Here is a 20636-nt window from a genome sequence, read left to right on the forward strand (position 1 = left end):
TGGTTGAGCAAACTGACAGGAACGCCGAGTTTTTCCGCAGCCCGTTAGACCTCCCGCCATTGGCCGGGCGCCAGCCCGGCCAAGGTCCAATCGCCGACCGCCCAGCGGATCAGGCGCAGAGTCGGAAATCCCACCGCCGCACTCATCCGCCGGACCTGGCGGTTGCGGCCTTCGCGCAGGGTCAGCTCGATCCAGCTGGTGGGAATGGTGGCACGGGTGCGAATCGGCGGATCGCGCGGCCACAGGCCTTCGGGCTCGGCCATCAGGCGCGCCATGGCCGGCAGGGTCGGCCCATCCTTCAGCAAAACCCCCGTGCATAATCGCTTCAGCGCCGCCTGATCCGGCACGCCTTCGACCTGGGCCCAATAGATTTTGGGCATCTTGGCCTTGGGCTGGCTGATCCGGGCGATGGTCGGCCCGTGATCGGACAGCACCACCAGCCCTTCGGAATCGCGATCCAGCCGCCCGGCCGGATAGACATCCGGCACCGGAACGAAATCGGCCAGGGTCTTTCTTCCGCCCTCGCGGTCGGAAAATTGGCACAACACGTCGTAGGGCTTGTTCAGCAGGATCAGACGGGGCACAAATCGGGTTCCCGAATTGGATGATCCCCTGACATGCCACGACCGCCCCAGCCCCACAAGCCCCCGCGCGAGGACACCGAGAAGATCGCCGGCCTGCCGGCGGTGGCGGCCCTGTTCGCCCACGATCCCGCCCGGGTGCTGCGGCTGTTCTTCGACGAGCGCACCAAGGCCCCGGCCGGCGCCTTCTGCAAGCTGCTGGCGGCGGCCCGCAAGCCCTATCGCCAGGTGCCGACCGAGGAACTGACCAAGATCGCCGGCAGCCCGCTGCATGGCGGCATCATCGCCGTGGCCCGGCCCCGGGCCGTGCCCTTGTTCGACCCGCAGACCGCCAAGGGCTGGGCGGCGGCCGGCGAGCCGCTGCTGATCCTGGACGGAGTCGGCAACCCGCACAATCTGGGGGCGATCGCCCGCACCATGGCCTTCTTCGGCCTGAAACACCTGGTACTGTCGGATCATTCCGGCCAGGCAATGCCGTCGGAAGCGGCCTGGCGGGTGGCCGAGGGCGGGCTGGAATGGCTGGATGTCAGCCGCGCCAAGGACCTGCCCCGGGTCTTGAAGCTTTTGTCGGCGCATTACCGGGTCATCGGCACGGCGCTAGGGGACCATCGCCCCGTCAATGAAGTTTTATCGAAGAAAACCAAGCCGATAGCGCTTGTTCTTGGCAATGAAGAGGAAGGCCTGCCGGCCGCCACCCAGGCCGCCTGCGGCGAGCTTTTGACCATTCCGGGGTCGGGCCGGGTGCAATCCCTGAACGTCGCCGCCACCGCCGCCATCCTGATCAGCCGATTGGCATTGATTTGACCCCACCTGCCCTGGCATGGTCGGGGCCAACCACACCCCTTCGTTCGAAAGGAACAGCCCATGTCGTCCCAGGTCCGCGCCTCCCACATCCTGTTGATGTACAAGGGCTCGATGCGCTCGCAGGCCGATCGGTCCAAGGAAGAAGCCCAGGCCGCCATCAAGTCGTTCAAGGATGACTTGAACGCCGGCGCCGATTTCAGCCAGATCGCCCGGCAATTTTCCGACTGCCCGTCGGGCGAGGACGGCGGCGATCTGGGCTATTTCGGTCGCGGCATGATGGTGCCGGAATTCGAGGAAGCCGCCTTTGCGATGCAGCCCGGCGAAGTGTCGGACGTCATCGAGACGCCGTTCGGCTTCCACCTGATCCAGCGCACCGAGTAGTCCGATGGCCGAGCAGCGCCAGCGGTCGGTCTATCTGGCCGGCCCCGCCATCTTCCATCCGGCGGCGACGGTGCTGCTCGACTATCTGAAGGAAGTGTGCACCAAGCACGGCCTGATCGGCATCTCGCCGGTCGATGGCCTGGCCGAGCTTGGCGCACTTGATGCCGACAAACGGGCCGCCTTCATCCGCCAGTCGAACATCGACAAGATCCGGGCGGCCGACATGGTCATCGTCTGCATCTCGCCGTTCCGCGGCCCCGGGGCCGATGCCGGCTCGGCGTGGGAAATGGGCTATGCCGAGGCGCTGGGCAAGCCGGTGATCGCCTGGAGCGAGGAAATCCAGCCCTATCTGTCGCGGGTCCCGCACGACCGCGACGAGGACGGCCGCATCTTCTGCCTGCAGCACGGCATGCAGGTCGAGGATTTCGGCCTGGTCGACAATCTGATGCTGGCGGCCGGCCCCATTCCGGTGCAACCCGATTTCGAATCGGCCGTCCGCCTGGCCGCCCAACAGGCCTGACCGTGCCGCGCGACGGATGTCAACATCAGGTTGACGCCGTCACCACGCTGAAAACCGCGCCGGTCAACTGGCATTGCGCCCGCTGCGGCGCGCTGATCACCCGCCAGGACTGGGCCATCGTCATGAACGATGCCCACGAGCATGTGGTGTTCAACCCGGCCGGTCTGGTGTTTCGGATCGTCTGTTTTTCCCAGGCGCCGGGTGCCATCGGCATCGGCGGCTTTTCCGGCCAGTTCAGCTGGTTCAAGGGCTATGACTGGCAATTGGCCGCCTGCGGCCAGTGCCGCGCCCATCTGGGTTGGCGCTATGCGGGCGATGGCCCGCCGGCCGAGTTCTACGGCCTGATCCGGGCCAATCTGGTGGAAAAGGCCGGATAGCGGAAGAAGTAGAACCACGGAGACACTGAGGCACGGAGGGAAAGAAAGAGAAATCAGATTTCTTTTTCCTTCTCCGTGCCTCCGTGCCTCCGTGGTGAAATAAACCTCGTTACTTCGACGGCGTGACGCGCAAGCGTTCCACCACCTTGCCCTCGCCGAAATGCGAGGCGACGATCTCATCGATGTCGGCGGCTTCCTTGGGCTGGTACCACACGCCCTCGGGATAGACCACCATCAGCGGGCCCAGATTGCAAAAGCCAAGGCAGCTGGCCTGGGCGACGGACACGCCCTTTTCCCACAGCATGCCTTCCTGGAACTTCTGCATCAGGCGCTCGAACATCGGCTGACCGCCGCCCTTGCTGGTGCAGCAACCGCGCGGATGTCCCGGCGGACGGCTCTGGACGCACATGAAGGCATGGTACTTGTGGGACATCGGTCACCCCTTCTTTGAAATGAGTCTAAGGAAGGAAATACCCCATTTTTCGTGTGGGTACCAGCCTTAACCCTGGCGGTTGGCCAATTCGGCGCCGGTGGCCAGATCGTAGCGGATCATGGCGTTATCGACAGTCTTGCCGGTCAGCTCGCGCCACTTGGCCATCGCCTCGGCGCGGGTGAAGGGTCCGTGGGTTTCCAGGCTCTTGCCCGGGGCGATCACCTCGAAATCGGTGTCGGCATATTCGCCGCCCACCACGTACCACTGGTCGGCATTCTCGTCGCCCTCGGTGCGGATGAAATAGCGCACCATGGCGTTGTCGACGGTCTTGCCGGTCAGCGCCCGCCAGCACACATGGGCGTCCTTCTCGTCGAACGGACCGAAGCGGTCTTCCTTGTGGCCGGCGGCGATGGTGGTGAAGCTGGTGTCGGCATATTCGCCGCCGACAACGAAGTATTTCTTGGGCATGGGCAGGCTTTCCCCACTCGATTGGGTGGCGTGACGGTGCTTGCTTATACCTCAAGCCGCGCCGGGAAGAAACCTCCTTGGGCGTCGGCAAGGCGGAAAATCTTGCCCATTGGGTATAAGGCTGTTTCGTGGATTTTCAACAACTTAGTTTCTGGCACGGCCGGTGCATTGGTTTTGGCACGGTTACTTTCTCTCCAAGGAACGAACGCCATGGACCCGGTATCAGCCACCCCCGCCCATCTTCTGCTGCACAAGAAGGAACAGGCGGACAATCACAGCGTCCGCAAGACCGAGGAAGGCGCGGCCTCGGCCTTCGCGTCCTATGGCTTCGGGCCGCTGGACGAACCCGGCAAGGCCAAGGATTCCAAGCCGGTCAGCGGCATCGGCCTGGGCCAGAACATGCTGTCGGCCCACTCGCTGTCATGGGTGACGGCGGTGCAGGAAACCGGATCGGGGACCGGTGGTCAGAAGACCGCCTGACCGGAGCGGGGTGCGCCCGATGGCGCAACCCGCGACCAGCCGCCATTGAGGCGGCGGCCAAGCAAGCGGAGCTTGCGCCCGGCGAGGGGCAAACATTCAATGAAACCATCGAACATCTGGTGATGTTCGATGGTTTAGCCCTGGACAGCGGCCGGCTTGCCGGCTTATGTCCAGGCCATGAGCCAACCCATCCACGTCATCGGCGGCGGTCTGGCCGGCTGCGAGGCAGCCTGGCAGATCGCGCGGCGCGATATCCCGGTGGTGCTGCACGAGATGCGGCCCCACCGCACCACCCCCGCCCATCAGACCGACGGCCTGGCCGAGCTGGTCTGTTCGAACTCGCTCAGGTCGGACGATGCCGAATACAACGCCGTCGGCCTGCTGCATGCCGAGCTGCGCCAGGCCGGCTCGCTGATCATGCAAGCCGCCGACGAGTGCAAGGTGCCGGCCGGCGGCGCGCTGGCGGTGGACCGCGAGGGCTTTTCGGTCCGGGTCGCCCAAAAGCTGACCGCCCTGCCCCAGGTCACGGTGATCCGCGAGGAAGTGGCGGGCCTGCCGTCGGCGGACTGGGGCAGCGTCATCATCGCCACCGGCCCGCTTACCTCGGAACCGCTGGCCCGGGCAATCGGCGGCCTGACCGGCGAGGAGCAGCTGTCCTTCTTCGACGCCATCGCCCCCATCGTCCACAAGGACAGCATCGATTTTTCCAAGGCGTGGTACCAGTCGCGCTATGACAAGGGCGACGGCACCGACTACATCAATTGCCCGCTGTCGAAAGAGCAATATCACGGCTTCATCGACGCCCTGCTGGAGGGTGCGCGCATCGCCTTCCACGAATGGGAGAAGGACACGCCCTATTTCGAGGGCTGCCTGCCCATCGAGGTGATGGCCGAACGCGGCCGCGAGACCCTGGCCTTCGGGCCGATGAAGCCGGTCGGCCTGACCGATCCCAACGGCCCCAAGCCCCACGCCATCATCCAGCTGCGCCAGGACAACGCGCTGGGCACGCTGTGGAACATGGTGGGCTTCCAGACCAAGCTGCGCCATGCCGATCAGGTTCGGGTGTTTCGCATGATCCCCGGCCTGGAAGGGGCCGAGTTCGCCCGCCTGGGCGGCATGCACCGCAACACCTTCGTCAAAGGGCCGCTGGTGCTGGACGGGTCCTTGCGCCTGAAGGCCAGCCCGCGCATCCGCCTGGCCGGCCAGATCACCGGCTGCGAGGGCTATGTGGAAAGCACCGCCATCGGCCTGCTGGCCGGGCTGTTCGCCGCCGCCGAGCGGCTGGAGCGCGATATTTCCGCGCCGCCGGTCACCACCGCGCTCGGCGCCATCCTGGCCCATGTCACCGGTGGCGGCATGGTCGAGACCTATCAGCCGATGAACGTCAATTTCGGCCTGTTCCCCCCGGCCCCGGAACGCGACGAGCGGGGCAAAAGGGTCAAGGGCCGTGACCGCAAGCGGCTTTACACCGTGCGGGCGGTGGCCGATTACGCGCCGTGGCTGGACACCATCAGGTTCTGATCAGCCTGACGAATTTGACACAGATGAACACAGATTCCCGCTTCGCGGGACACAGATGAAAGAGGGGATATTATTTCATCTGTGTTTATCTGTGTTCATCGGTGTCTCCCATTCAGGCTGTCTCGATCAGCTCGATCTTGTAGCCGTCGGGGTCTTCCAGGAAGGCGATCACCGTGCGCCCGTGCTTCATCGGCCCGGGCGGGCGGGTGATCTTGGCGCCCGCCGCCGCCAGACCCTCGCAGGTCCCATAGATATCGGGCACCCCCAGGGCGATATGGCCGAAGCCGGTGCCCAGATCGTAAGCGGGCGTGTCCCAATTGTGGGTCAGCTCGATCACGCTGTTGGCCTGCTCGTCGCCATAGCCGACGAAGGCCAGGGTGAAGCGGCCGTCGGGGTAATCCTGGCGCCGCAGCAAGGTCATGCCCAACAAACGGGTATAGAAATCGATCGAGCGGTCCAGATCGCCGACCCGGATCATGGTGTGCAGCATGCGAAAGCTCATGTCCGCTTCCTTTCGGCAATGAAATCCAGGACGGCCGCCGCCGCCCGGTCGCTGGGGCTGTCGGTGCCGAACCCCATGCGGGCCATGGCTTGCCTCATCAGCGCCTTGCGCCTGAGCCGGTCGGCCGGATCGGACAGCAGGGCATCGACGGCCGTGGCGATCGGCTTGGCCCGGCAATCCTCTTGCAGGAATTCCGGCATCACCGCCTGATCTTGCACCATGTTGACCAAGGTCGCCCACTTGATCTTGAAGCCGAAGAAGCGCCGGGCGATGAAGGCGGTGGTCGCCGACAGCCGATAGCAGATCACCGTCGGCAGACCGGCCAGCGCCAGCTCCAGCGCCACCGTGCCCGACGCCGCCAGGCCGGCATCGGCGGCGGCCAGGCAATCATATTTCTCGGCCATGCCTTCGACCACGATGGCCGGAAACGGCCAGTCCCGGGCGGCGGCGCGCACGCGCTCGGCCACGGTTTCCACCGTCGGCACCACCAAGGTCAGATCGGGATGGCGATCCTTCAGGCGGTTCAGCACCTCGGCGAAGATCGGCAGCAGCACGTTGGTTTCCGACCGGCGCGAACCGGGCAGCACCGCCAAGACCGGAGCGCCGGCCACAATGCCATGGCGGGCGCGAAAGGCCGCGCCGTCCCCCTTCTCGGCCCCGCTTTCCACCACCGGATGGCCGACGCACGCCGCCCGCAGGCCTTCCTTCTCGAAATAAGGCGGCTCGAACGGCAACAGCGTCATCAGGAAATCCAGGACCTTGGCCAGCTTCTTGGCCCGCTTGGGCTTCCACGCCCACACCATCGGCGCGACGTAATGGATGCGCGGGATATCGGGGAAACGCTGGCGGCAGGCCTTCTGCACCCGGCCGGTGAAGCCCCAGGAATCGATGGTGACGATGGCGTCTGGCCGCAGCCGGCCGATATCGTCAACGGTCTGGTTGACGCGCCGCAGGATACGGGGAATGCGCGGCAGGACCTCGGTGATGCCCATGACGGTCAATTCCGCCATGGGGAACAGGCTGTCCAGCCCCTGGCCCTTCATGGTGGCGCCGCCGATGCCGGCGAAACGGACCGTGCCTTCGGTCCGGGCGGTCAGGCCGGCCATCAGGCGGGCGCCCAGCATATCGCCCGAGGGCTCGCCGGCGATGAGATAGATCAGCATGGATCCTCGCGGCCCAGGACGAACAGGCCCAGCCGGTCGGCCTCGGCGCCAATGGCGTCGCGGCCCAGCACCAGGGCGCCGCCGGCCTGGACGACGATACCGCGCAAGCCGGCGGCAGCCGCCTCGCGCAGGGTGGCGAGCCCGATGGTCGGCAGGTCCAGGCGGCGATCCTGGCCGGGCTTTCGCACCTTGACCAGCACGCCGCCGGGGCCTTCGCGCTTCAACTCGGCGCAGCGGCGGATCAGGGAATCGGTGCCCTCGACCGCCTCGACACCCAGGACGATGCCTTGCTGCACCACCACCGCCTGGCCGACATCCAGGGCGCCGATGCCCTTGGCCACCTCCCAGGCGCGAAGGATGTCGGATTGGGCCTGGTCGTCGGGCACAAGCCCGCCATAGGGACCGGCGACGGCCAGGCAATCGGCCAGCACCGAATCGATGCCGACCACCGTGAAGCCCTCGCTTTCGATTTCCTTGGCGACCGCCCGCAACAGGCCGTCATCGCCCAGCGCCTTCAGGCCGACTCGGGCGAAGAATTTGGTGGTGCGCCAGTCGGGCGCCAATTCCTTGAGGGTCGGGCGGCGGACCGGGCCGATCATCACGATCTCGGCGACGCCGGCTTCCTTCAGCAGCTTGAAGCCGGTGCCGGCCTCGCCCAGCCTGATCCAGTCGGCGGGCGCGTCGCCGATGATCTTGGGGTCGGCATGGCCGGTCAGGCCCAGGACATGGAAAGGCCGACCGTCGGCACGGCAAGCCGCGATGACGAGTCCGGGGAACTCGCCGCCGCCGGCGATGATGCCGAGCTTACTTGCCATCCTCGAAGCCGGGCGTGCACAGCGAGCGCGAGGAATCCGAACGGATGAACTCGACGATCTCCATGACTCCGGCGTTGCTTTCGAACTGCTCGGCGACGTCGGCGACCCGTTCCTGCAGCGTGCCCTCGGGGGCGAACAGCAGGCGATAGGCATTGCGCAGCGTGTGAATCTCGTCGCGCGAGAAGCCGCGACGGCGTAAGCCCACGATGTTCAGGCCGTTCAGATGGGCGCGGTTGCCGATCACCATGCCGAACGGGATGACATCGGCCTCGACGCCCGACATGCCGCCGATCATGGCATGCTTGCCGATGCGCACGAACTGGTGCACCGCCGACAGGCCGCCCAGGAAGGCATGGTTGCCGACCAGCACATGGCCGGCCAGGGTGGCGTTGTTCGCCATGATCACATGATCGCCCAGGATGCAGTCATGGGCGACGTGGGCGCTGGCCATGAACAGGCAATTATCGCCGACACGGGTGACCATGCCGCCGCCCTCGGTGCCGGGCTGCATGGTGACGTATTCGCGGATCTGATTGTTCTTGCCGACTTCCAGCGTCGACGGCTCGCCGTGATACTTGAGGTCCTGCGGCTGATGGCCGATCGAGGCGAACGGGAAGATGCGGGTGTCGTCGCCGATGGTGGTGCGGCCTTCGACCACCACATGGGACAGCAATTCGACCCGCTCGCCCAGGACGACGTTGGCGCCGACCACGCAATAGGGGCCGATGATGGCGGTGGCGGCGATCTCGGCCTGGGGATCGACGATGGCGGTGGGGTGGATCGTGGGCATCAGTTATCCAGAATCATCGCGGCATAGGTGGCTTCGGCCATCAAGGTGTCGCCCACCTTGGCCTCGGCGCGGAACTTCCAGACGTTGCCGCGCGAACGTTCCTTGAAGACGTGAATGGCCAACTGGTCGCCCGGGCCGACCGGCTTGCGGAAGCGGGCGCTGTCGACGCTCATGAAATAGACCAGCTTGCCCTCGGCGCTCGGCCCCAGGGTCTCGACCACCAGCACGGCCGCGGTCTGGGCCATCGCCTCGATGATCAGGACGCCCGGCATCACCGGCCGGCTGGGGAAATGCCCCTGAAAGAACGGCTCGTTGATGGTGACGTTCTTGATGCCGACGGCGCTGACGTCGGCAAAGACATCGACCACCTTATCGACCATCAGGAAGGGATAACGGTGCGGGATCATTTCCATGATCCGGTTGATGTCGATGACCTTGCCGGTCTCGCCCACGCTCACCATCGTATTCATCCTACCCTCTGCCTCTTAACCCTTGTTCCGAACCATCTTGGACAGCCACGCCGCCTGGCGCAGCCATTCGAGCCTGGGCACCGCCGGGGTGCCGCCCACCGTTTCGCCGGCACCGATGTCGCGGGTAACGCCGGCCTGGGCGGTGATGCGCGCCCCGGTCCCCACCTTGAGATGGCCGGCGAACCCGGCCTGACCGCCGGCGGCGACGAAATCGCCGAACTGGGTCGAACCGGAAATGCCGACCTGGGCAACGACGACGCAGCCCCGGCCCAGCTGAACGTTGTGCCCGATCTGGACCAGGTTATCAATCATGCAGCCGTCGCCGATCACCGTATCGGGACCGGCGCCGCGATCAATGGTGGTGTTGGCCCCCACCTCGACATCGTTGCCGATCACCACCCGGCCCAATTGCGGCACTTTCAGATGCCCTTGCGGCCCCATGGCGAAGCCGAAACCGTCCTGGCCGATGCGCACGCCGGGATAAAGCATCACCCGCGCGCCGATCAGGGCGCATTGGACGGTGGAATTGGCCCCGATCTGGCAATCATCGCCGATCACCACGCCGTCGCCGATCACCACGTTGGGGGCGATGTGGCAGCGCGCGCCGATCTCGACACGCGCTCCGATCACCACATTGGCCTCGACGCGGCAGCCCTCGCCCAGTCGGGCGGTCGGGTCGATCACCGCCGAGGCAGCGATGCCCGCCGGCCGCGCCGGGCGCGGATAGAAGGCCTGGGCCACCTTGGCATAGGTGCGATAGGGGTCCTTCGACAGCAACAGCGCCATGCCGGCCGGAGCGCGGTCGGCCAGGTCGGGATGGACGATGCAGGCACCGGCCCGGCTGGCCTGGAAGGCGGCAATGTATTTGCGGTTGTCGAGGAAGCTGATCTGTTCGGGGCCGGCATTTTCCAGCGAGGCGACGTCGGCCAGACCAAGCGACCCGCTGGTCGGATCGGCCAGGGTGGCGCCGGACAGTTCGGCGAGTTGGGCCAGGGTGAACGGCCCGGCGACGGTGAAAAAGCGGGAATCGGCCATGATGCTTACTTCTTCTTGGGCTGCGGCTTGGGAGCGGTAGCCCCCTCCTCGACCGGCGGAGGGAAGGTCACCGAGGGGAAGCGGCGGTTCAGCCGCTCGATCACCGTGTGGGTCACTTCCATGCGGGGGTCGTGCAGGAACACCTGCATCTTGTGCAGCACCAGATTGGCGCCCATCTCGCCGGCCACTTCCTCGGTGACCTGGGCCAGGGCCTGCGACAGGTCGCCCATGGCGGCGCGGAACGACTTTTCCACCGCCTGGTTGGACTTCTGGAAACGCTGGTTGAATTCGTAGACCTGCTGTTCGAAGGTCCGCGCCTTGGCCTGCCAGGCATCGGCCGGCAGGGCAGCCTTCTGCTTCAGCAGCTCGGCCTCGGCCTCCTTCAGGCTCTTGCGGGCGGCCTCCATCTCGGCCTGATAGGTCTGGACGAACTGGTCGCGCTGGGCCCGCACCGCCTTGGCGGCGGTGGATTGCTGAAGCGCGGCCTGAACATCCACCACGATGACCACCGGAACCGGCACCTTGCTGGCGGTCTGAGCCGACACCCCAAGGGGCATCAACGTCATCGCGGCCAGAATGACGCCGCCAAGGCGGCGTGCAGCCCGGATCGCCATACTAGAACCTCGTGCCGAAGCTGAAGCGGAACAGTTCGTCCTTATCGAAGGCTTCCTTCATCACCGGAACGGCCAGATCGACCGCCACCGGGCCCATCGGCGACTTCCAGCTGATGCCGGTACCGACCGAGGCGCGCACCGAGCTGGCCTGGTTGATGCCGGTCTTGTCGGTGTAGGACTCGGTCTCGCCGATCGAGCCGACATCGGTGAAGACCTGACCGGCCACGCCGAATTCCTGCGGCAGGCCCAACGGGAACTTCAACTGCGCGGTACCGTGATACTGCCACAGGCCGCCCAGCGCGTCGCCGCTGCCGGAATCGCGCGGGCTGACGCCCATCGGCTCGAAGCCGCGCAAGGTCTCGCCACCCAGATAGTAACGCTCGGTGATGCGGATCTTGTTGTCGCCCCAGCCGTTCATGAAGCCGGCATTGCCGGTCAGCGAGAACACCACGCCTTCGTCGATCGGGAAGAACTTGCCGGCGCCGAAATTATTGCGGATGAACTTCTGGGTCCCGCCCAGACCGGCGAATTCATTATTGATGCGGAAATAGTAGCCTTCGGTCGGCTCGATGCGGCTGTCGCGATAATCCCACAGCAAGGTCTGCTGGATCGACGACATCATCGACGAGCCCAACTGCTCCTGCACATAGGTCGAGGCGGTGCTTTTGATGTTCTCGACCTGATCGCGCTTGATCATGTACTTGATGTCTTGGCGCAAATTCTCGTGGATGTTGTAGCCGGCCCGCAACGCGGTGCCGGTGGTGTTCGAGTCGTACGAGCTTTCCCGCTGCATCTTGCGGGTGATCGAGAACAGGTCGAAACCGGCCGCCAAATTGCGATCCAGGAAATAGGGCTCGGTGAAGGACAACTCGGCCGAGGTGCGGCGCGTGCCCAGCTGACCGGAAACCTTGAGGTCCTGGCCCTTGCCCAACAGGTTACGCTCGCGCAGCGAGCTTTCCAGCAACGGACCGGCCTGGCTGGACCAACCGATGCCGAACATCAGTTCGCCGGTGGACTTCTCGGCGACATCGACCTTGATGATGGTCTTGTCGGGCGAGGTCTCGGACGGGACGTTGGTCACCTCGACCTTCTCGAAGAAGGCCAGATCCTTGACCCGCTGGCGCGAGCGGCGAACCTTGGCGGTATTGAAGGCGTCGCCCTCGACCAGGCGGAATTCGCGGCGGATCACCTTGTCCAGGGTGCGCACGTTGCCGGTGATGTCGATACGCTCGACATAGACGCGCGGGCCTTCCTGGATTTCATAGGTGACGTTGACGACCTTGTTCTCGCGGTCGCGCTGAATCTGCGGCTTGACGTCGACGAAGGCGTAACCCTTGGTGCCGACGGCGTCGGTCAGGCGCTGGACGATGTCTTCGACCTGGTCGGCGTTGTACCACTCGCCCGTCTGGGAATCGATGTTGGCCTTCAACTCGTCGGCGGTCAGGTCCTTCAGGGCGACCTTGATGTCGGCGGCGCCGAACTTGTAGCGATCACCCTCTTCCACCGTGAAGGTGATGAAGAAGCCCTCGCGGTCGGGCGTCAGCTCGGCCACGCCCGACACCACGCGGAAGTCGGCGAAGCCGTGCTTCAGGTAATAGCGGCGCATCAGCTCGCGGTCATAGGTCAGGCGGTCGGGATCGTAGGTGTCGTCCGACGACAAGAACCGGTACCAGCGCTCTTCCTTGGTCGACAGCACCTCGCGCAGGCGCGAATCGCTATAGAACTTGTTGCCGACGAAATTGATGCGCTTGACGTAGGTCGGCTCGCCCTCGTTGATCTCGTAGGCTAGATCGACGCGGTTCTGTTCCAGCTGGATGATCTTCGGCTCGACGGTGGCGGCAAAGCGGCCCTGGCGCCGATAAAGGTCCAGCATGCGCTTGACGTCGTTCTGGACCTTGGTGCGGGTATAGACCACGCGCGGGCGCAGCTGGGTTTCCTGCTGCAGCTCCTCGTCCTTGACGCGCTTGTTGCCCTCATAGGCGATGCGATTGATGATCGGGTTCTCGACCACCTTGACCACCACCGCGTCGCCCTCGCGCCGGATGGCGACGTCGGCGAACAGGCCGGTGTTGAACAAGGCCTTCAACGACCGGTCGATCCGGTCTGAATTGTAGGGATCGCCCTCGGCGATGGCCATGTAGGACTTGACGGTCTCGACCTCGACACGCTGGGTGCCTTGCACGACGATCTGCCGAACCCGGCCGGATTCTTGCGCCATGGCCGGCGCAACGGCGGCGATCAGCCCCAACGCCAGCGCGGTCTTTCGCACCAAACCCATTTAAGGCCCCCCTGAAGAAAGCCGCCCGGAAAAGACGGCCATCTTGGTCTGTTTACAGCAACCGCTTGACCGCGTCCCACACCGGAAGAGAAACGATGTCGTTACGGGTAGCAAATACCATCAAGGCCAATACCAGAAACAGGCCGATTCGGAAACCATATTCTTGTGCCTTTTCGCCCAACGGCCTACCAAAGATGGCCTCGGCGGCATAGAACACCAGATGACCACCATCCAGAACAGGGATGGGGAACAGATTAATTAAGCCCAGGTTAAGGGAAAGCAGAATGGTGTAGAAAACCACACTGGCAAATCCCACCTGGGCCGCCTCGCCCGCACCCTTGGCGATGCGGATCGGCCCACCCAGTTCGTCGCTGTCGCGGGTGCCGGAAATCATCTGGCCGATGCCGACGAAGGTCGACGACACCATCTGCCCGGTTTCCTTGATCGCCTGCCACAGGGCCGAGGCCGGGCCGTAATGGACGATCGTAGTGCGGTGCGTATCGGCCGAGATACCCAGCACCGGCACCTTTTCCATGTCGCCGAACAGCCCCTTGCGCTCGACGACGCGCGGCTGGGCGACGATGGAGATCATGGCGCCGTCGCGGTCGATGTCCATTTCCAGCGGCCGGTCGATATCGAGGCGGACGATGCGCTGGATTTCCTGGAAGCGATCGACCGCCTTGCCGTTGACCACCAGGATGCGGTCGCCCACCTTCAGGCCGGCGGCGGCGGCGGCGGTGTCGGGGTGGACCTGGCCGATGACCGGCTCGGTGACCGGCTGGCCCAGGACCATGAACATCAGGGCCAGGCCGACGATGGCGAACACGAAGTTGGCGGCCGGGCCGGCAAAGACGATGGCGGCGCGCTGGCCGACCCTTTTGTGGCGGAAGCTTTGTTCCTTCTCGGCCTCGGTCATGGGAATGTCGGCGGCGGTGGCTGAGGCCTCGTCGGCGTCGCCGAACATCTTCACATAGCCGCCCAAGGGCAGCAGGCTGAAGCGCCAGCGGGTGCCGGACTTGTCGTTGAAGCCCCAAATCTCGGGCCCGAAGCCGATGGAAAAGACCTCGACCTTCACGCCGTTCCAGCGGGCAACCAGGTAATGGCCCAGTTCATGGACGAACACCACGACGGTCAGGATGAGCAGGAAGACGACGATATAGTTCCAGAAGAAATCCATGACGATCCGTTCGGTCATTATTATCCGGCCACCCGTCGGGGCGACCCTGGAATTCAGCGAATCCGCCCGGCCCGCAAAGCGGCGGCGGCATGGGCGCGGCCCCACCCATCGGCCGCCATCACGTCGTCCAGACTGTCCAGGGGCATCGGCCCCATGGCGTTCAGCGCGTCCTCGACCAGGCGGGCGATGCCCAGGAACGAAAGCGCGCCGGTCAGGAAGGCCTGAACGGCGATCTCGTTGGCGGCGTTCAAAACAGTAGGTGCGGCGCCGCCGCTTTGCAAGGCGCGCCGCGCCAAGGCCAGGGCGGGAAAGCGCACCGGGTCGGGCGATTCAAAGGTCAACGTGCCGATCGCCGCCAGGTCCAGGCGGGGCGACGGCGCGGGAATCCGCCGGGGCCAGCCCAGGGCATAGGCGATGGGGGTCCGCATGTCGGGGCTGCCCAACTGCGCCAGCACCGAACCGTCGCGGTAAGCCACCAGCGAATGGATCACCGATTGCGGATGAACCACGATGTCGATCTGGCCTTCCGGCATGGCGAACAGGTGATGGGCCTCGATCAGTTCCAGGCCCTTGTTCATCATCGAAGCCGAATCGACGCTGATCTTGGCCCCCATCGACCAGTTGGGATGGGCCACCGCCTGCTCGGGCGTCACGCTCTCCATCTCGGCCAGGCTGCGGGCGCGGAACGGCCCGCCCGAGGCGGTCAGCACGATCTTCTCGATCTGGTCGCGCTGGTCGGTCTCGAACACCTGGAAGATGGCCGAATGTTCGGAATCCACCGGCAGAAGCGTGGCACCATGGCGCTCGACCTCGGCCATCATCAATTGGCCGGCCGAGACCATGCATTCCTTGTTGGCCAAACCGATCACCGCGCCGCGCCGCACCGCTTCCAGGGTCGGCGCCAGGCCGGCGGCGCCGACGATGGCGGCCATCACCCACTGGGCCGGCCGCGCCGCCGCCTCGACCACCGCCGTCCGGCCGCCGGCGGTCTCGATGCCGCTGCCCTTCAGGCGCTCGCGCAGTTCGGCCAGACGGGTCTCGTCGGCCACCACCGCGACGCGGGCCTTCAGCCGCCGGGCCTGATCGGCCAGCAGCTCGACGCTGCCGTTGGCCACCAGCGCCTCGACCCGATAGGTCGCGGGGTCGGCTTCCACCAGTTCGACGGTGTTGCGGCCGATCGATCCGGTCGAGCCCAGGATGGTGACGGAACGGCGCTGATCGCTCATCGCCCCCCCTACCCGTTCCAAGCCAGGACCGGCTGGCCCGACATCCAGGCGGCGAAGGCCACCGCCAGAGCGGCGGCCAGCAGCCCATCAAGGCGATCCAGCACGCCGCCATGGCCGGGAATGATGGCGCTGGAATCCTTGACGCCACAGCGGCGCTTGACCCAGCTTTCCATCAAATCGCCGGCCTGCGCCACCACCGCCAGCAAGCCGCTGGCCGCCATCAGAGCCAAGGACGGCTGTCCATAAAGCCACAAGCCGATACCGCCCCCCACCAGCCCGGCCGAGACCACCCCGCCGATCAGGCCGGCCCAGGTCTTCTTGGGGCTGACGCGCGGCATCAGCAACGGGCCGCCCAGGCCGCGCCCGGCGCCGTAAGCCCCGGTATCGGTGGCCCACACCAGCAACAACAGCCACAGCAAGGTCAACAGGCCCAGCTCGCCATCCTGGCGCAGCCACACCAGGGCCACCGCCGGCAAACCGGTATAAAGGGCGCCCAGGCCAACCCACAGGCGGCCGCGTTCGGCATGGATCGGCGACAGGGCGGTGCCGGCCAGGCAAGCCGCCACCACCGCCAGGACCGACAGATGGGGGGTTTCGACCGCCCCCAGCGCCGCCGCGGCGCCCGCGACGGCGGAAATCATCCCGGCCGCCCCGAAGCGGCCGGCAACCATCTTGTGCCATTCCCACGCCATCACCGCCGCTGCCACGGCAGCCAGCACGGCGAAGACATAACCGCCCCACCACGCCGCCAGCAATGCGGCGGGAGCCATGACCAGAGCCGAGACGATGCGGGTGACCAGCACGGGGGCGTCAGCCGTTGGCCGCGCCAAAGCGGCGGTCGCGACCGTGATAGTCGCGGATCGCCGCCTCGAAGTCGGCACGGCTGAAATCGGGCCACAGCACGTCAAGGAACACCAGTTCGGAATAGGCGCACTGCCACAGCAGGAAATTCGAGATGCGCTGCTCGCCCGAGGTGCGGATCACCAGATCGGGATCGGGGATGTCGGCGGTGGACAGGTTCGAGGCCAGCGTCGCCTCGTCGATGGCATCGACCGGGATCCGGCCTTCGGCCACCTGGCGGGCGACGGCGCGCGCCGCCTCGACGATTTCCTGACGGCCGCCATAGGACAGCGCCAACACCAGGGTCAGGGCCTTGTTGTCCTGTGTCTTGGCCTCGGATTCCTCGATCAGCGAGACGATGTCGGCCGACAGCCTGGAACGGTCGCCGATGATGCGCAGGCGGATGCCGTTCTTGTGCAGGCTGTTGACCTCGTTGCGCAGATACAGGCGCAACAGGCCCATCAGGTCGGTGACCTCGCCGGCCGGGCGCTTCCAGTTCTCGGACGAGAAGGCGTAAAGGGTCAGGTACGACACGCCCAGCTCGCGGGCGGTCTCGACGGCGCGGCGCACCGATTCCGCGCCCTTCTTGTGGCCGGCGGTGCGCGGCAAGCCGCGCGCCTTGGCCCAGCGGCCGTTGCCATCCATGATGATGGCGACGTGCACCGGTGCGGGCAGACCTTGATCGGGCTTGGCGGCGGCTTCCATCGGGGTCAGACCTGGATGATTTCCTTTTCCTTGTGGCTTAGCGCCTCGTCGATCTTCTTGATCGTGTCGTCGGTGATGGACTGGATGTCCTTCTCGTGCTTCTTGGTCTCGTCTTCCGAGACGTGACCGGCCTTTTCCATCTTCTTCAGGATGTCCAGGCCGTCGCGGCGGACGTTGCGCACGGCGATGCGGGCCTGCTCGGCATACTTGCCGGCGACCTTCTGCAGCTCCTTGCGGCGCTCCTCGTTCAGGGCGGGGATCGGCACGCGGACCACCTGGCCGTCGGTCTGCGGGTTAAGGCCCAGGCCGGCGTCGCGGATCGACTTTTCCACCGCCTTGACCAGGCCCTTGTCCCATACCTGCACGGTCAGCATGCGGGGCTCGGGCACGCCGATGGTGCCGCACTGGGTGATCGGCATGGTCTGGCCATAGGCCTCGACCACCACCGGCTCCAGCAGCGACGCGGCGGCGCGGCCGGTGCGCAGACCGGCGAATTCCTTCTTCAGCACGTCCACCGCGCTATCCATGCGGTGGGTCACGTCTTTCTTGAGATCGTTCCAATTGGTGGGCGTGGACACGATTCAACCCCCTTCCTTGATGATGGTGAAGCGCCCCTGCCCGGTCACCACCTGGGCGAAGGCACCATCGTTATGCATGTCGAAAACCACGATCGGCACATTGTTCTCGCGGCACAGCGAAATGGCCGAGGCATCCATCACCGCCAGATCGCGGGCCAGGACCTCGTGAAAGGTCAGCGTGTCGTACCGCACCGCGTCCTTGACCTTCTTGGGATCGGCCGAATAGACGCCATCGACCTGACTGGCCTTCAACAGCGCGTCGCAGCCCATCTCGACGGCGCGCAGCGCGGCCGCCGTGTCGGTGGTGAAGAACGGATTGCCGGTACCGGCGGCGAAAATCACCACCCGGCCCTTTTCCAGGTGGCGGATGGCGCGGCGGCGGATGAAGGATTCACACACCGACGGCATCGGAATGGCCGACTGGACCCGGGTGAACACGCCGCGATTTTCCAGCGCGTTCTGCAGGGACAGGGCGTTCATGACGGTGGCCAGCATGCCGATATTGTCGGCGGCGGCGCGGTCCATGCCCTTGGCGGCGCCCGACAGGCCGCGGAAGATATTGCCGCCACCGACCACGCAGCACACCTCGACGCCCAGGTCGCGGACGGATTGCACTTCGCAGGCGATACGGTTGACGGTCACGGGGTCCAGGCCGTAATCGCGCGAGCCCATGAGGCCCTCGCCCGAGATCTTCAAGAGAACGCGGTGGAACTTGGCGGCGGCGGCCATGATACCCTCGAAAACTGGATGGGACCCGGTGACGGCCGGGACGGCGCGATCATACACCATTCCCGTCGTCTGTCTCGTCTTTCGTCACCGAAAGGTAAGGAGGCGGCCGCCGGACGAAACATCCGGCGGCCCTTTCGGTTTCGCGCCTCAGCCGCCCAGCTGGGCGGCGACTTCGGCGGCGAAGTCCTTCTCTTCCTTCTCGATGCCCTCGCCCAGGGCGAAGCGGGCGAAGCCGGTCAGCTTGACGGGCGCGCCGACATCCTTGGCGGCGTTCTCGACGACCTTCGAGATCTTGGTCTCCTGGTCGATGACGAACACCTGCTCGAGCAGGCAGACTTCCTCGTAGTACTTGCGCACGCGGCCTTCGACCATCTTCTCGATGACGGCGGCCGGCTTGCCCGAGGCCTGGGCCTGTTCGGTCAGCACGGCGCGCTCGCGGTCGAGAGCGGTGGTGTCAACCGAGCTGACATCCAGGAACAGCGGGTTGGCGGCGGCGACGTGCATGGCGATCTGCTTGCCCAGGGCCTCCAGCTTGGCCTTGTCACCGGTCGATTCCAGCGCGACCAGCACGCCGATCTTGCCCAGGCCCGGCGCGGTGGCCGAGTGCATGTAGGTGGCGACCACACCGGCCGACACTTCCAGGCGGATGGCGCGACGCAGGTTCATGTTCTCGCCGATGGTGGCGATCAGGGCGGTCAGCTGGTCGGCGACCGACTTGTCGGCGCCCGGGCAGGCGGCGGCCTTGATGGCATCGACGTCGGAACCGACATCCAGGGCGACCTGGGCGACGGCCTTGACGAAGCCCTGGAACTGGTCGTTGCGGCCGACGAAATCGGTCTCGGCGTTCACTTCGACGGCGACGCCCTTGGTGCCCGAGGCGGCAACGGCGACCAGACCCTCGGCGGCGACGCGGCCGGCCTTCTTGGCGGCGGCGGCCAGACCCTTCTTGCGCAGCCAGTCGATGGCCGCTTCGACGTCGCCGGCGGTCTCGCCCAGCGCCTTCTTGCAGTCCATCATGCCGGCGCCACTCTTCTCGCGCAGCTCCTTGACAAGCGCAGCGGTAATCTCGGCCATGTCAGCTTTCCTTTTCGTGTGCAGTCTAAGATATTGCGTTCAATAGCTTGATTTTCTTACGAAAACGGCGGCGACGCAGGTCGCCGCCGTCTCTCGTGAACCAAGGTCTTATTCGGCCTGGGCAACAGCCTCGGGCTCGGCTTCGGCGGCGATCACCTCGACCGGGGCCTCGGCCTGGGCACCGATGTCGCCACCGGCGCGGCCGATCTCGGCCTGGATGCCGTCCAGCACGGCGCCGGCAACCAGATCACAATAGGACTGGATGGCGCGGATGGCGTCGTCATTGCCGGGAACCGGGAAGGTGATGCCGGCCGGATCCGAGTTGGAATCCAGGATGGCCACCACCGGGATGCCCAGCTTGTTGGCTTCCTGAACCGCCAGCGATTCCTTGTTGGTATCGATGATGAACAAGATGTCGGGCAGGCCGCCCATGTCCTTGATGCCGCCCAGCGCGCGATCGAGCTTTTCCTTCTCGCGCGACAGGACCAGCTGCTCCTTCTTGGTCAGCGCCGACAGGGCGCCCGAGGCCAGCTGCTCGTCGAGCTCGCGCAGGCGCTTGATCGAGTGCGAGATGGTCTTCCAGTTGGTCAGCATGCCGCCCAGCCAGCGGTGGTTGACGTAGTACTGGCCGCACTTCTTGGCCGATTCGGCGACGATGTCCGAGGCGGCGCGCTTGGTGCCGACGAACAGGACGCGGCCGCCACCGGCGACGACGTTACGCACGGCGGTCATCGCCGCATGCAGCATCGGGACCGACTGCTGCAGGTCGATGATATGGATGCCGTTGCGGACGCCGAACAGGTACGGCGCCATCTTCGGGTTCCAGCGGCGGGTGTTGTGACCGAAATGCACGCCGGCTTCGACGAGCTGACGCATGGTGAAAGTGGGCAGAGCCATTGGAGAAAATTCCTTCCATTCTCCGGTTAAGCCTCCGCGGGTGTCGCCGGGGACGAACCCCGACACCGGAGCGACGACGCGACTAGCACGCCGCCGCGGACCCGCGTGCGGATTGATCGGCGGCTTGTACTCCCTCTCGGCCGGCTTGGCAAGCGTGACGTGGGCTATCGGGGGGCGG

25 protein-coding genes are annotated in these 20636 nt (G+C 65.6%); 6 read left to right on the forward strand and 19 right to left on the reverse strand.

The genetic code is table 11. From position 1 onward, the window contains the following. Positions 1–44 precede the first annotated feature (44 nt). Positions 45–584 carry a pseudouridine synthase gene (locus MTBLM5_RS11340; protein ID WP_173976229.1) on the reverse strand — a complete coding sequence of 180 codons (540 nt, stop codon included), beginning with the start codon at positions 582–584 and terminating at the stop codon, positions 45–47. Between the two features lie 33 nt (positions 585–617). Between MTBLM5_RS11340 and MTBLM5_RS11345 the strand changes: the two genes are divergently transcribed. Genes MTBLM5_RS11345 through MTBLM5_RS11360 form a run of 4 tightly spaced genes read left to right on the forward strand, consistent with a single transcriptional unit; the run spans position 618 to position 2663 of the window. After that, positions 618–1385 carry an RNA methyltransferase gene (locus tag MTBLM5_RS11345; RefSeq protein ID WP_173976230.1) on the forward strand — a complete coding sequence of 256 codons (768 nt, stop codon included), beginning with the start codon at positions 618–620 and terminating at the stop codon, positions 1383–1385. A gap of 60 nt (positions 1386–1445) precedes the next feature. Then, the gene (locus MTBLM5_RS11350; RefSeq protein ID WP_173976231.1) at positions 1446–1766 is read left to right on the forward strand and encodes a peptidylprolyl isomerase; all 321 of its coding nucleotides are present in this window, start codon (positions 1446–1448) and stop codon (positions 1764–1766) included. Positions 1767–1770: 4 nt separating this feature from the next. Beyond that, positions 1771–2286, forward strand: coding sequence for a nucleoside 2-deoxyribosyltransferase (locus tag MTBLM5_RS11355; RefSeq protein WP_173976232.1), 516 nt, complete (start codon positions 1771–1773; stop codon positions 2284–2286). Between the two features lie 2 nt (positions 2287–2288). Next, a complete protein-coding gene (locus tag MTBLM5_RS11360; RefSeq protein ID WP_254431006.1) occupies positions 2289–2663 on the forward strand; it encodes a cereblon family protein in 375 nt (124 codons plus the stop codon). Positions 2664–2772: 109 nt separating this feature from the next. Here the strand turns inward: MTBLM5_RS11360 and MTBLM5_RS11365 are convergent, their stop codons facing one another. Together MTBLM5_RS11365 and MTBLM5_RS11370 are read right to left on the reverse strand one after the other, a co-directional pair. Beyond that, on the reverse strand, positions 2773–3096 hold the full coding sequence (locus tag MTBLM5_RS11365; RefSeq protein WP_173976233.1) for a ferredoxin: 324 nt from the start codon (positions 3094–3096) through the stop codon (positions 2773–2775). A gap of 66 nt (positions 3097–3162) precedes the next feature. Further along, positions 3163–3564 carry a DUF4170 domain-containing protein gene (locus tag MTBLM5_RS11370; RefSeq protein WP_173976234.1) on the reverse strand — a complete coding sequence of 134 codons (402 nt, stop codon included), beginning with the start codon at positions 3562–3564 and terminating at the stop codon, positions 3163–3165. Positions 3565–3774: 210 nt separating this feature from the next. On the opposite strand from MTBLM5_RS11370, the gene MTBLM5_RS11375 reads away from it, so the two are divergent. Together MTBLM5_RS11375 and trmFO are read left to right on the forward strand one after the other, a co-directional pair. Then, positions 3775–4044: a hypothetical protein gene (locus tag MTBLM5_RS11375; RefSeq protein WP_173976235.1), complete on the forward strand. Its 270-nt coding sequence runs from the start codon at positions 3775–3777 to the stop codon at positions 4042–4044. A 177-nt stretch (positions 4045–4221) separates the two neighbouring features. After that, positions 4222–5565: a methylenetetrahydrofolate--tRNA-(uracil(54)-C(5))-methyltransferase (FADH(2)-oxidizing) TrmFO gene (gene trmFO, locus MTBLM5_RS11380; protein WP_173976236.1), complete on the forward strand. Its 1344-nt coding sequence runs from the start codon at positions 4222–4224 to the stop codon at positions 5563–5565. A 112-nt stretch (positions 5566–5677) separates the two neighbouring features. Here trmFO and gloA read toward each other — a convergent pair whose 3' ends face one another. The 16 genes from gloA to rpsB form a co-directional block, all read right to left on the reverse strand. Next, entirely contained in the window at positions 5678–6067 is a 390-nt protein-coding gene (gloA, locus tag MTBLM5_RS11385; RefSeq protein ID WP_173976237.1) for a lactoylglutathione lyase, read from the reverse strand. Beyond that, positions 6064–7230: a lipid-A-disaccharide synthase gene (gene lpxB, locus MTBLM5_RS11390; protein WP_173976238.1), complete on the reverse strand. Its 1167-nt coding sequence runs from the start codon at positions 7228–7230 to the stop codon at positions 6064–6066. The genes gloA and lpxB overlap by 4 nt, the downstream gene beginning before the upstream one ends. After that, on the reverse strand, positions 7224–8045 hold the full coding sequence (locus tag MTBLM5_RS11395) for an LpxI family protein (protein ID WP_173976239.1): 822 nt from the start codon (positions 8043–8045) through the stop codon (positions 7224–7226). The genes lpxB and MTBLM5_RS11395 overlap by 7 nt, the downstream gene beginning before the upstream one ends. Next, on the reverse strand, positions 8035–8835 hold the full coding sequence (gene lpxA, locus MTBLM5_RS11400) for an acyl-ACP--UDP-N-acetylglucosamine O-acyltransferase (RefSeq protein WP_068498405.1): 801 nt from the start codon (positions 8833–8835) through the stop codon (positions 8035–8037). Before lpxA ends, MTBLM5_RS11395 begins: the two co-directional genes overlap by 11 nt. Next, complete coding sequence (fabZ, locus tag MTBLM5_RS11405; RefSeq protein WP_371814015.1) at positions 8835–9296, reverse strand: 3-hydroxyacyl-ACP dehydratase FabZ; 462 nt, start codon at positions 9294–9296, stop codon at positions 8835–8837. The genes lpxA and fabZ overlap by 1 nt, the downstream gene beginning before the upstream one ends. A 24-nt stretch (positions 9297–9320) precedes the next feature. Continuing rightward, complete coding sequence (gene lpxD / locus MTBLM5_RS11410; RefSeq protein ID WP_173976240.1) at positions 9321–10340, reverse strand: UDP-3-O-(3-hydroxymyristoyl)glucosamine N-acyltransferase; 1020 nt, start codon at positions 10338–10340, stop codon at positions 9321–9323. A 5-nt stretch (positions 10341–10345) separates the two neighbouring features. Continuing rightward, on the reverse strand, positions 10346–10954 hold the full coding sequence (locus MTBLM5_RS11415; RefSeq protein WP_173976241.1) for an OmpH family outer membrane protein: 609 nt from the start codon (positions 10952–10954) through the stop codon (positions 10346–10348). 1 nt (position 10955) lies between these two features. Next, entirely contained in the window at positions 10956–13232 is a 2277-nt protein-coding gene (bamA, locus tag MTBLM5_RS11420; protein WP_173976242.1) for an outer membrane protein assembly factor BamA, read from the reverse strand. 52 nt (positions 13233–13284) lie between these two features. Further along, positions 13285–14427, reverse strand: a complete 1143-nt coding sequence (gene rseP, locus MTBLM5_RS11425) for an RIP metalloprotease RseP (RefSeq protein WP_254431007.1) — start codon at positions 14425–14427, stop codon at positions 13285–13287. A 35-nt stretch (positions 14428–14462) separates the two neighbouring features. Next, entirely contained in the window at positions 14463–15635 is a 1173-nt protein-coding gene (locus MTBLM5_RS11430; protein WP_173976243.1) for a 1-deoxy-D-xylulose-5-phosphate reductoisomerase, read from the reverse strand. A gap of 8 nt (positions 15636–15643) precedes the next feature. Further along, entirely contained in the window at positions 15644–16438 is a 795-nt protein-coding gene (locus MTBLM5_RS11435) for a phosphatidate cytidylyltransferase (RefSeq protein WP_173976244.1), read from the reverse strand. Positions 16439–16445: 7 nt separating this feature from the next. Next, on the reverse strand, positions 16446–17180 hold the full coding sequence (locus MTBLM5_RS11440) for an isoprenyl transferase (protein ID WP_173976245.1): 735 nt from the start codon (positions 17178–17180) through the stop codon (positions 16446–16448). 5 nt (positions 17181–17185) lie between these two features. Continuing rightward, positions 17186–17758: a ribosome recycling factor gene (gene frr / locus MTBLM5_RS11445; RefSeq protein WP_173976246.1), complete on the reverse strand. Its 573-nt coding sequence runs from the start codon at positions 17756–17758 to the stop codon at positions 17186–17188. A gap of 3 nt (positions 17759–17761) precedes the next feature. Continuing rightward, positions 17762–18487: a UMP kinase gene (pyrH, locus tag MTBLM5_RS11450; RefSeq protein ID WP_173976247.1), complete on the reverse strand. Its 726-nt coding sequence runs from the start codon at positions 18485–18487 to the stop codon at positions 17762–17764. Between the two features lie 147 nt (positions 18488–18634). Beyond that, entirely contained in the window at positions 18635–19561 is a 927-nt protein-coding gene (gene tsf / locus MTBLM5_RS11455; RefSeq protein ID WP_173976248.1) for a translation elongation factor Ts, read from the reverse strand. A 108-nt stretch (positions 19562–19669) separates the two neighbouring features. Then, positions 19670–20458 (reverse strand): 30S ribosomal protein S2, encoded by a 789-nt coding sequence (gene rpsB, locus MTBLM5_RS11460; RefSeq protein WP_173976249.1) that lies wholly within the window; start codon positions 20456–20458, stop codon positions 19670–19672. Positions 20459–20636 lie beyond the last annotated feature (178 nt).

It is taken from the genome of Magnetospirillum sp. LM-5 (assembly GCF_902729445.1).
Taxonomy (GTDB): Bacteria; Pseudomonadota; Alphaproteobacteria; order Rhodospirillales; family Magnetospirillaceae; genus Magnetospirillum.

What these genes read in the sequence shown, in the direction of transcription:
- MTBLM5_RS11345 (WP_173976230.1), top strand. Translation starts at nt 618, where the DNA reads ATGCCACGACCGCCCCAGCCCCACAAGCCCCCGCGCGAGGACACCGAG.
- MTBLM5_RS11350 (WP_173976231.1), top strand. Translation starts at nt 1,446, where the DNA reads ATGTCGTCCCAGGTCCGCGCCTCCCACATCCTGTTGATGTACAAGGGC.
- MTBLM5_RS11355 (WP_173976232.1), top strand. Translation starts at nt 1,771, where the DNA reads ATGGCCGAGCAGCGCCAGCGGTCGGTCTATCTGGCCGGCCCCGCCATC.
- MTBLM5_RS11365 (WP_173976233.1), bottom strand. Translation starts at nt 3,096, where the DNA reads ATGTCCCACAAGTACCATGCCTTCATGTGCGTCCAGAGCCGTCCGCCG.
- MTBLM5_RS11370 (WP_173976234.1), bottom strand. Translation starts at nt 3,564, where the DNA reads ATGCCCAAGAAATACTTCGTTGTCGGCGGCGAATATGCCGACACCAGC.
- MTBLM5_RS11375 (WP_173976235.1), top strand. Translation starts at nt 3,775, where the DNA reads ATGGACCCGGTATCAGCCACCCCCGCCCATCTTCTGCTGCACAAGAAG.
- trmFO (WP_173976236.1), top strand. Translation starts at nt 4,222, where the DNA reads ATGAGCCAACCCATCCACGTCATCGGCGGCGGTCTGGCCGGCTGCGAG.
- gloA (WP_173976237.1), bottom strand. Translation starts at nt 6,067, where the DNA reads ATGAGCTTTCGCATGCTGCACACCATGATCCGGGTCGGCGATCTGGAC.
- lpxB (WP_173976238.1), bottom strand. Translation starts at nt 7,230, where the DNA reads ATGCTGATCTATCTCATCGCCGGCGAGCCCTCGGGCGATATGCTGGGC.
- MTBLM5_RS11395 (WP_173976239.1), bottom strand. Translation starts at nt 8,045, where the DNA reads ATGGCAAGTAAGCTCGGCATCATCGCCGGCGGCGGCGAGTTCCCCGGA.
- lpxA (WP_068498405.1), bottom strand. Translation starts at nt 8,835, where the DNA reads ATGCCCACGATCCACCCCACCGCCATCGTCGATCCCCAGGCCGAGATC.
- fabZ (WP_371814015.1), bottom strand. Translation starts at nt 9,296, where the DNA reads ATGGTGAGCGTGGGCGAGACCGGCAAGGTCATCGACATCAACCGGATC.
- lpxD (WP_173976240.1), bottom strand. Translation starts at nt 10,340, where the DNA reads ATGGCCGATTCCCGCTTTTTCACCGTCGCCGGGCCGTTCACCCTGGCC.
- MTBLM5_RS11415 (WP_173976241.1), bottom strand. Translation starts at nt 10,954, where the DNA reads ATGGCGATCCGGGCTGCACGCCGCCTTGGCGGCGTCATTCTGGCCGCG.
- bamA (WP_173976242.1), bottom strand. Translation starts at nt 13,232, where the DNA reads ATGGGTTTGGTGCGAAAGACCGCGCTGGCGTTGGGGCTGATCGCCGCC.
- rseP (WP_254431007.1), bottom strand. Translation starts at nt 14,427, where the DNA reads ATGACCGAACGGATCGTCATGGATTTCTTCTGGAACTATATCGTCGTC.
- MTBLM5_RS11430 (WP_173976243.1), bottom strand. Translation starts at nt 15,635, where the DNA reads ATGAGCGATCAGCGCCGTTCCGTCACCATCCTGGGCTCGACCGGATCG.
- MTBLM5_RS11440 (WP_173976245.1), bottom strand. Translation starts at nt 17,180, where the DNA reads ATGGAAGCCGCCGCCAAGCCCGATCAAGGTCTGCCCGCACCGGTGCAC.
- pyrH (WP_173976247.1), bottom strand. Translation starts at nt 18,487, where the DNA reads ATGGCCGCCGCCGCCAAGTTCCACCGCGTTCTCTTGAAGATCTCGGGC.
- tsf (WP_173976248.1), bottom strand. Translation starts at nt 19,561, where the DNA reads ATGGCCGAGATTACCGCTGCGCTTGTCAAGGAGCTGCGCGAGAAGAGT.
- rpsB (WP_173976249.1), bottom strand. Translation starts at nt 20,458, where the DNA reads ATGGCTCTGCCCACTTTCACCATGCGTCAGCTCGTCGAAGCCGGCGTG.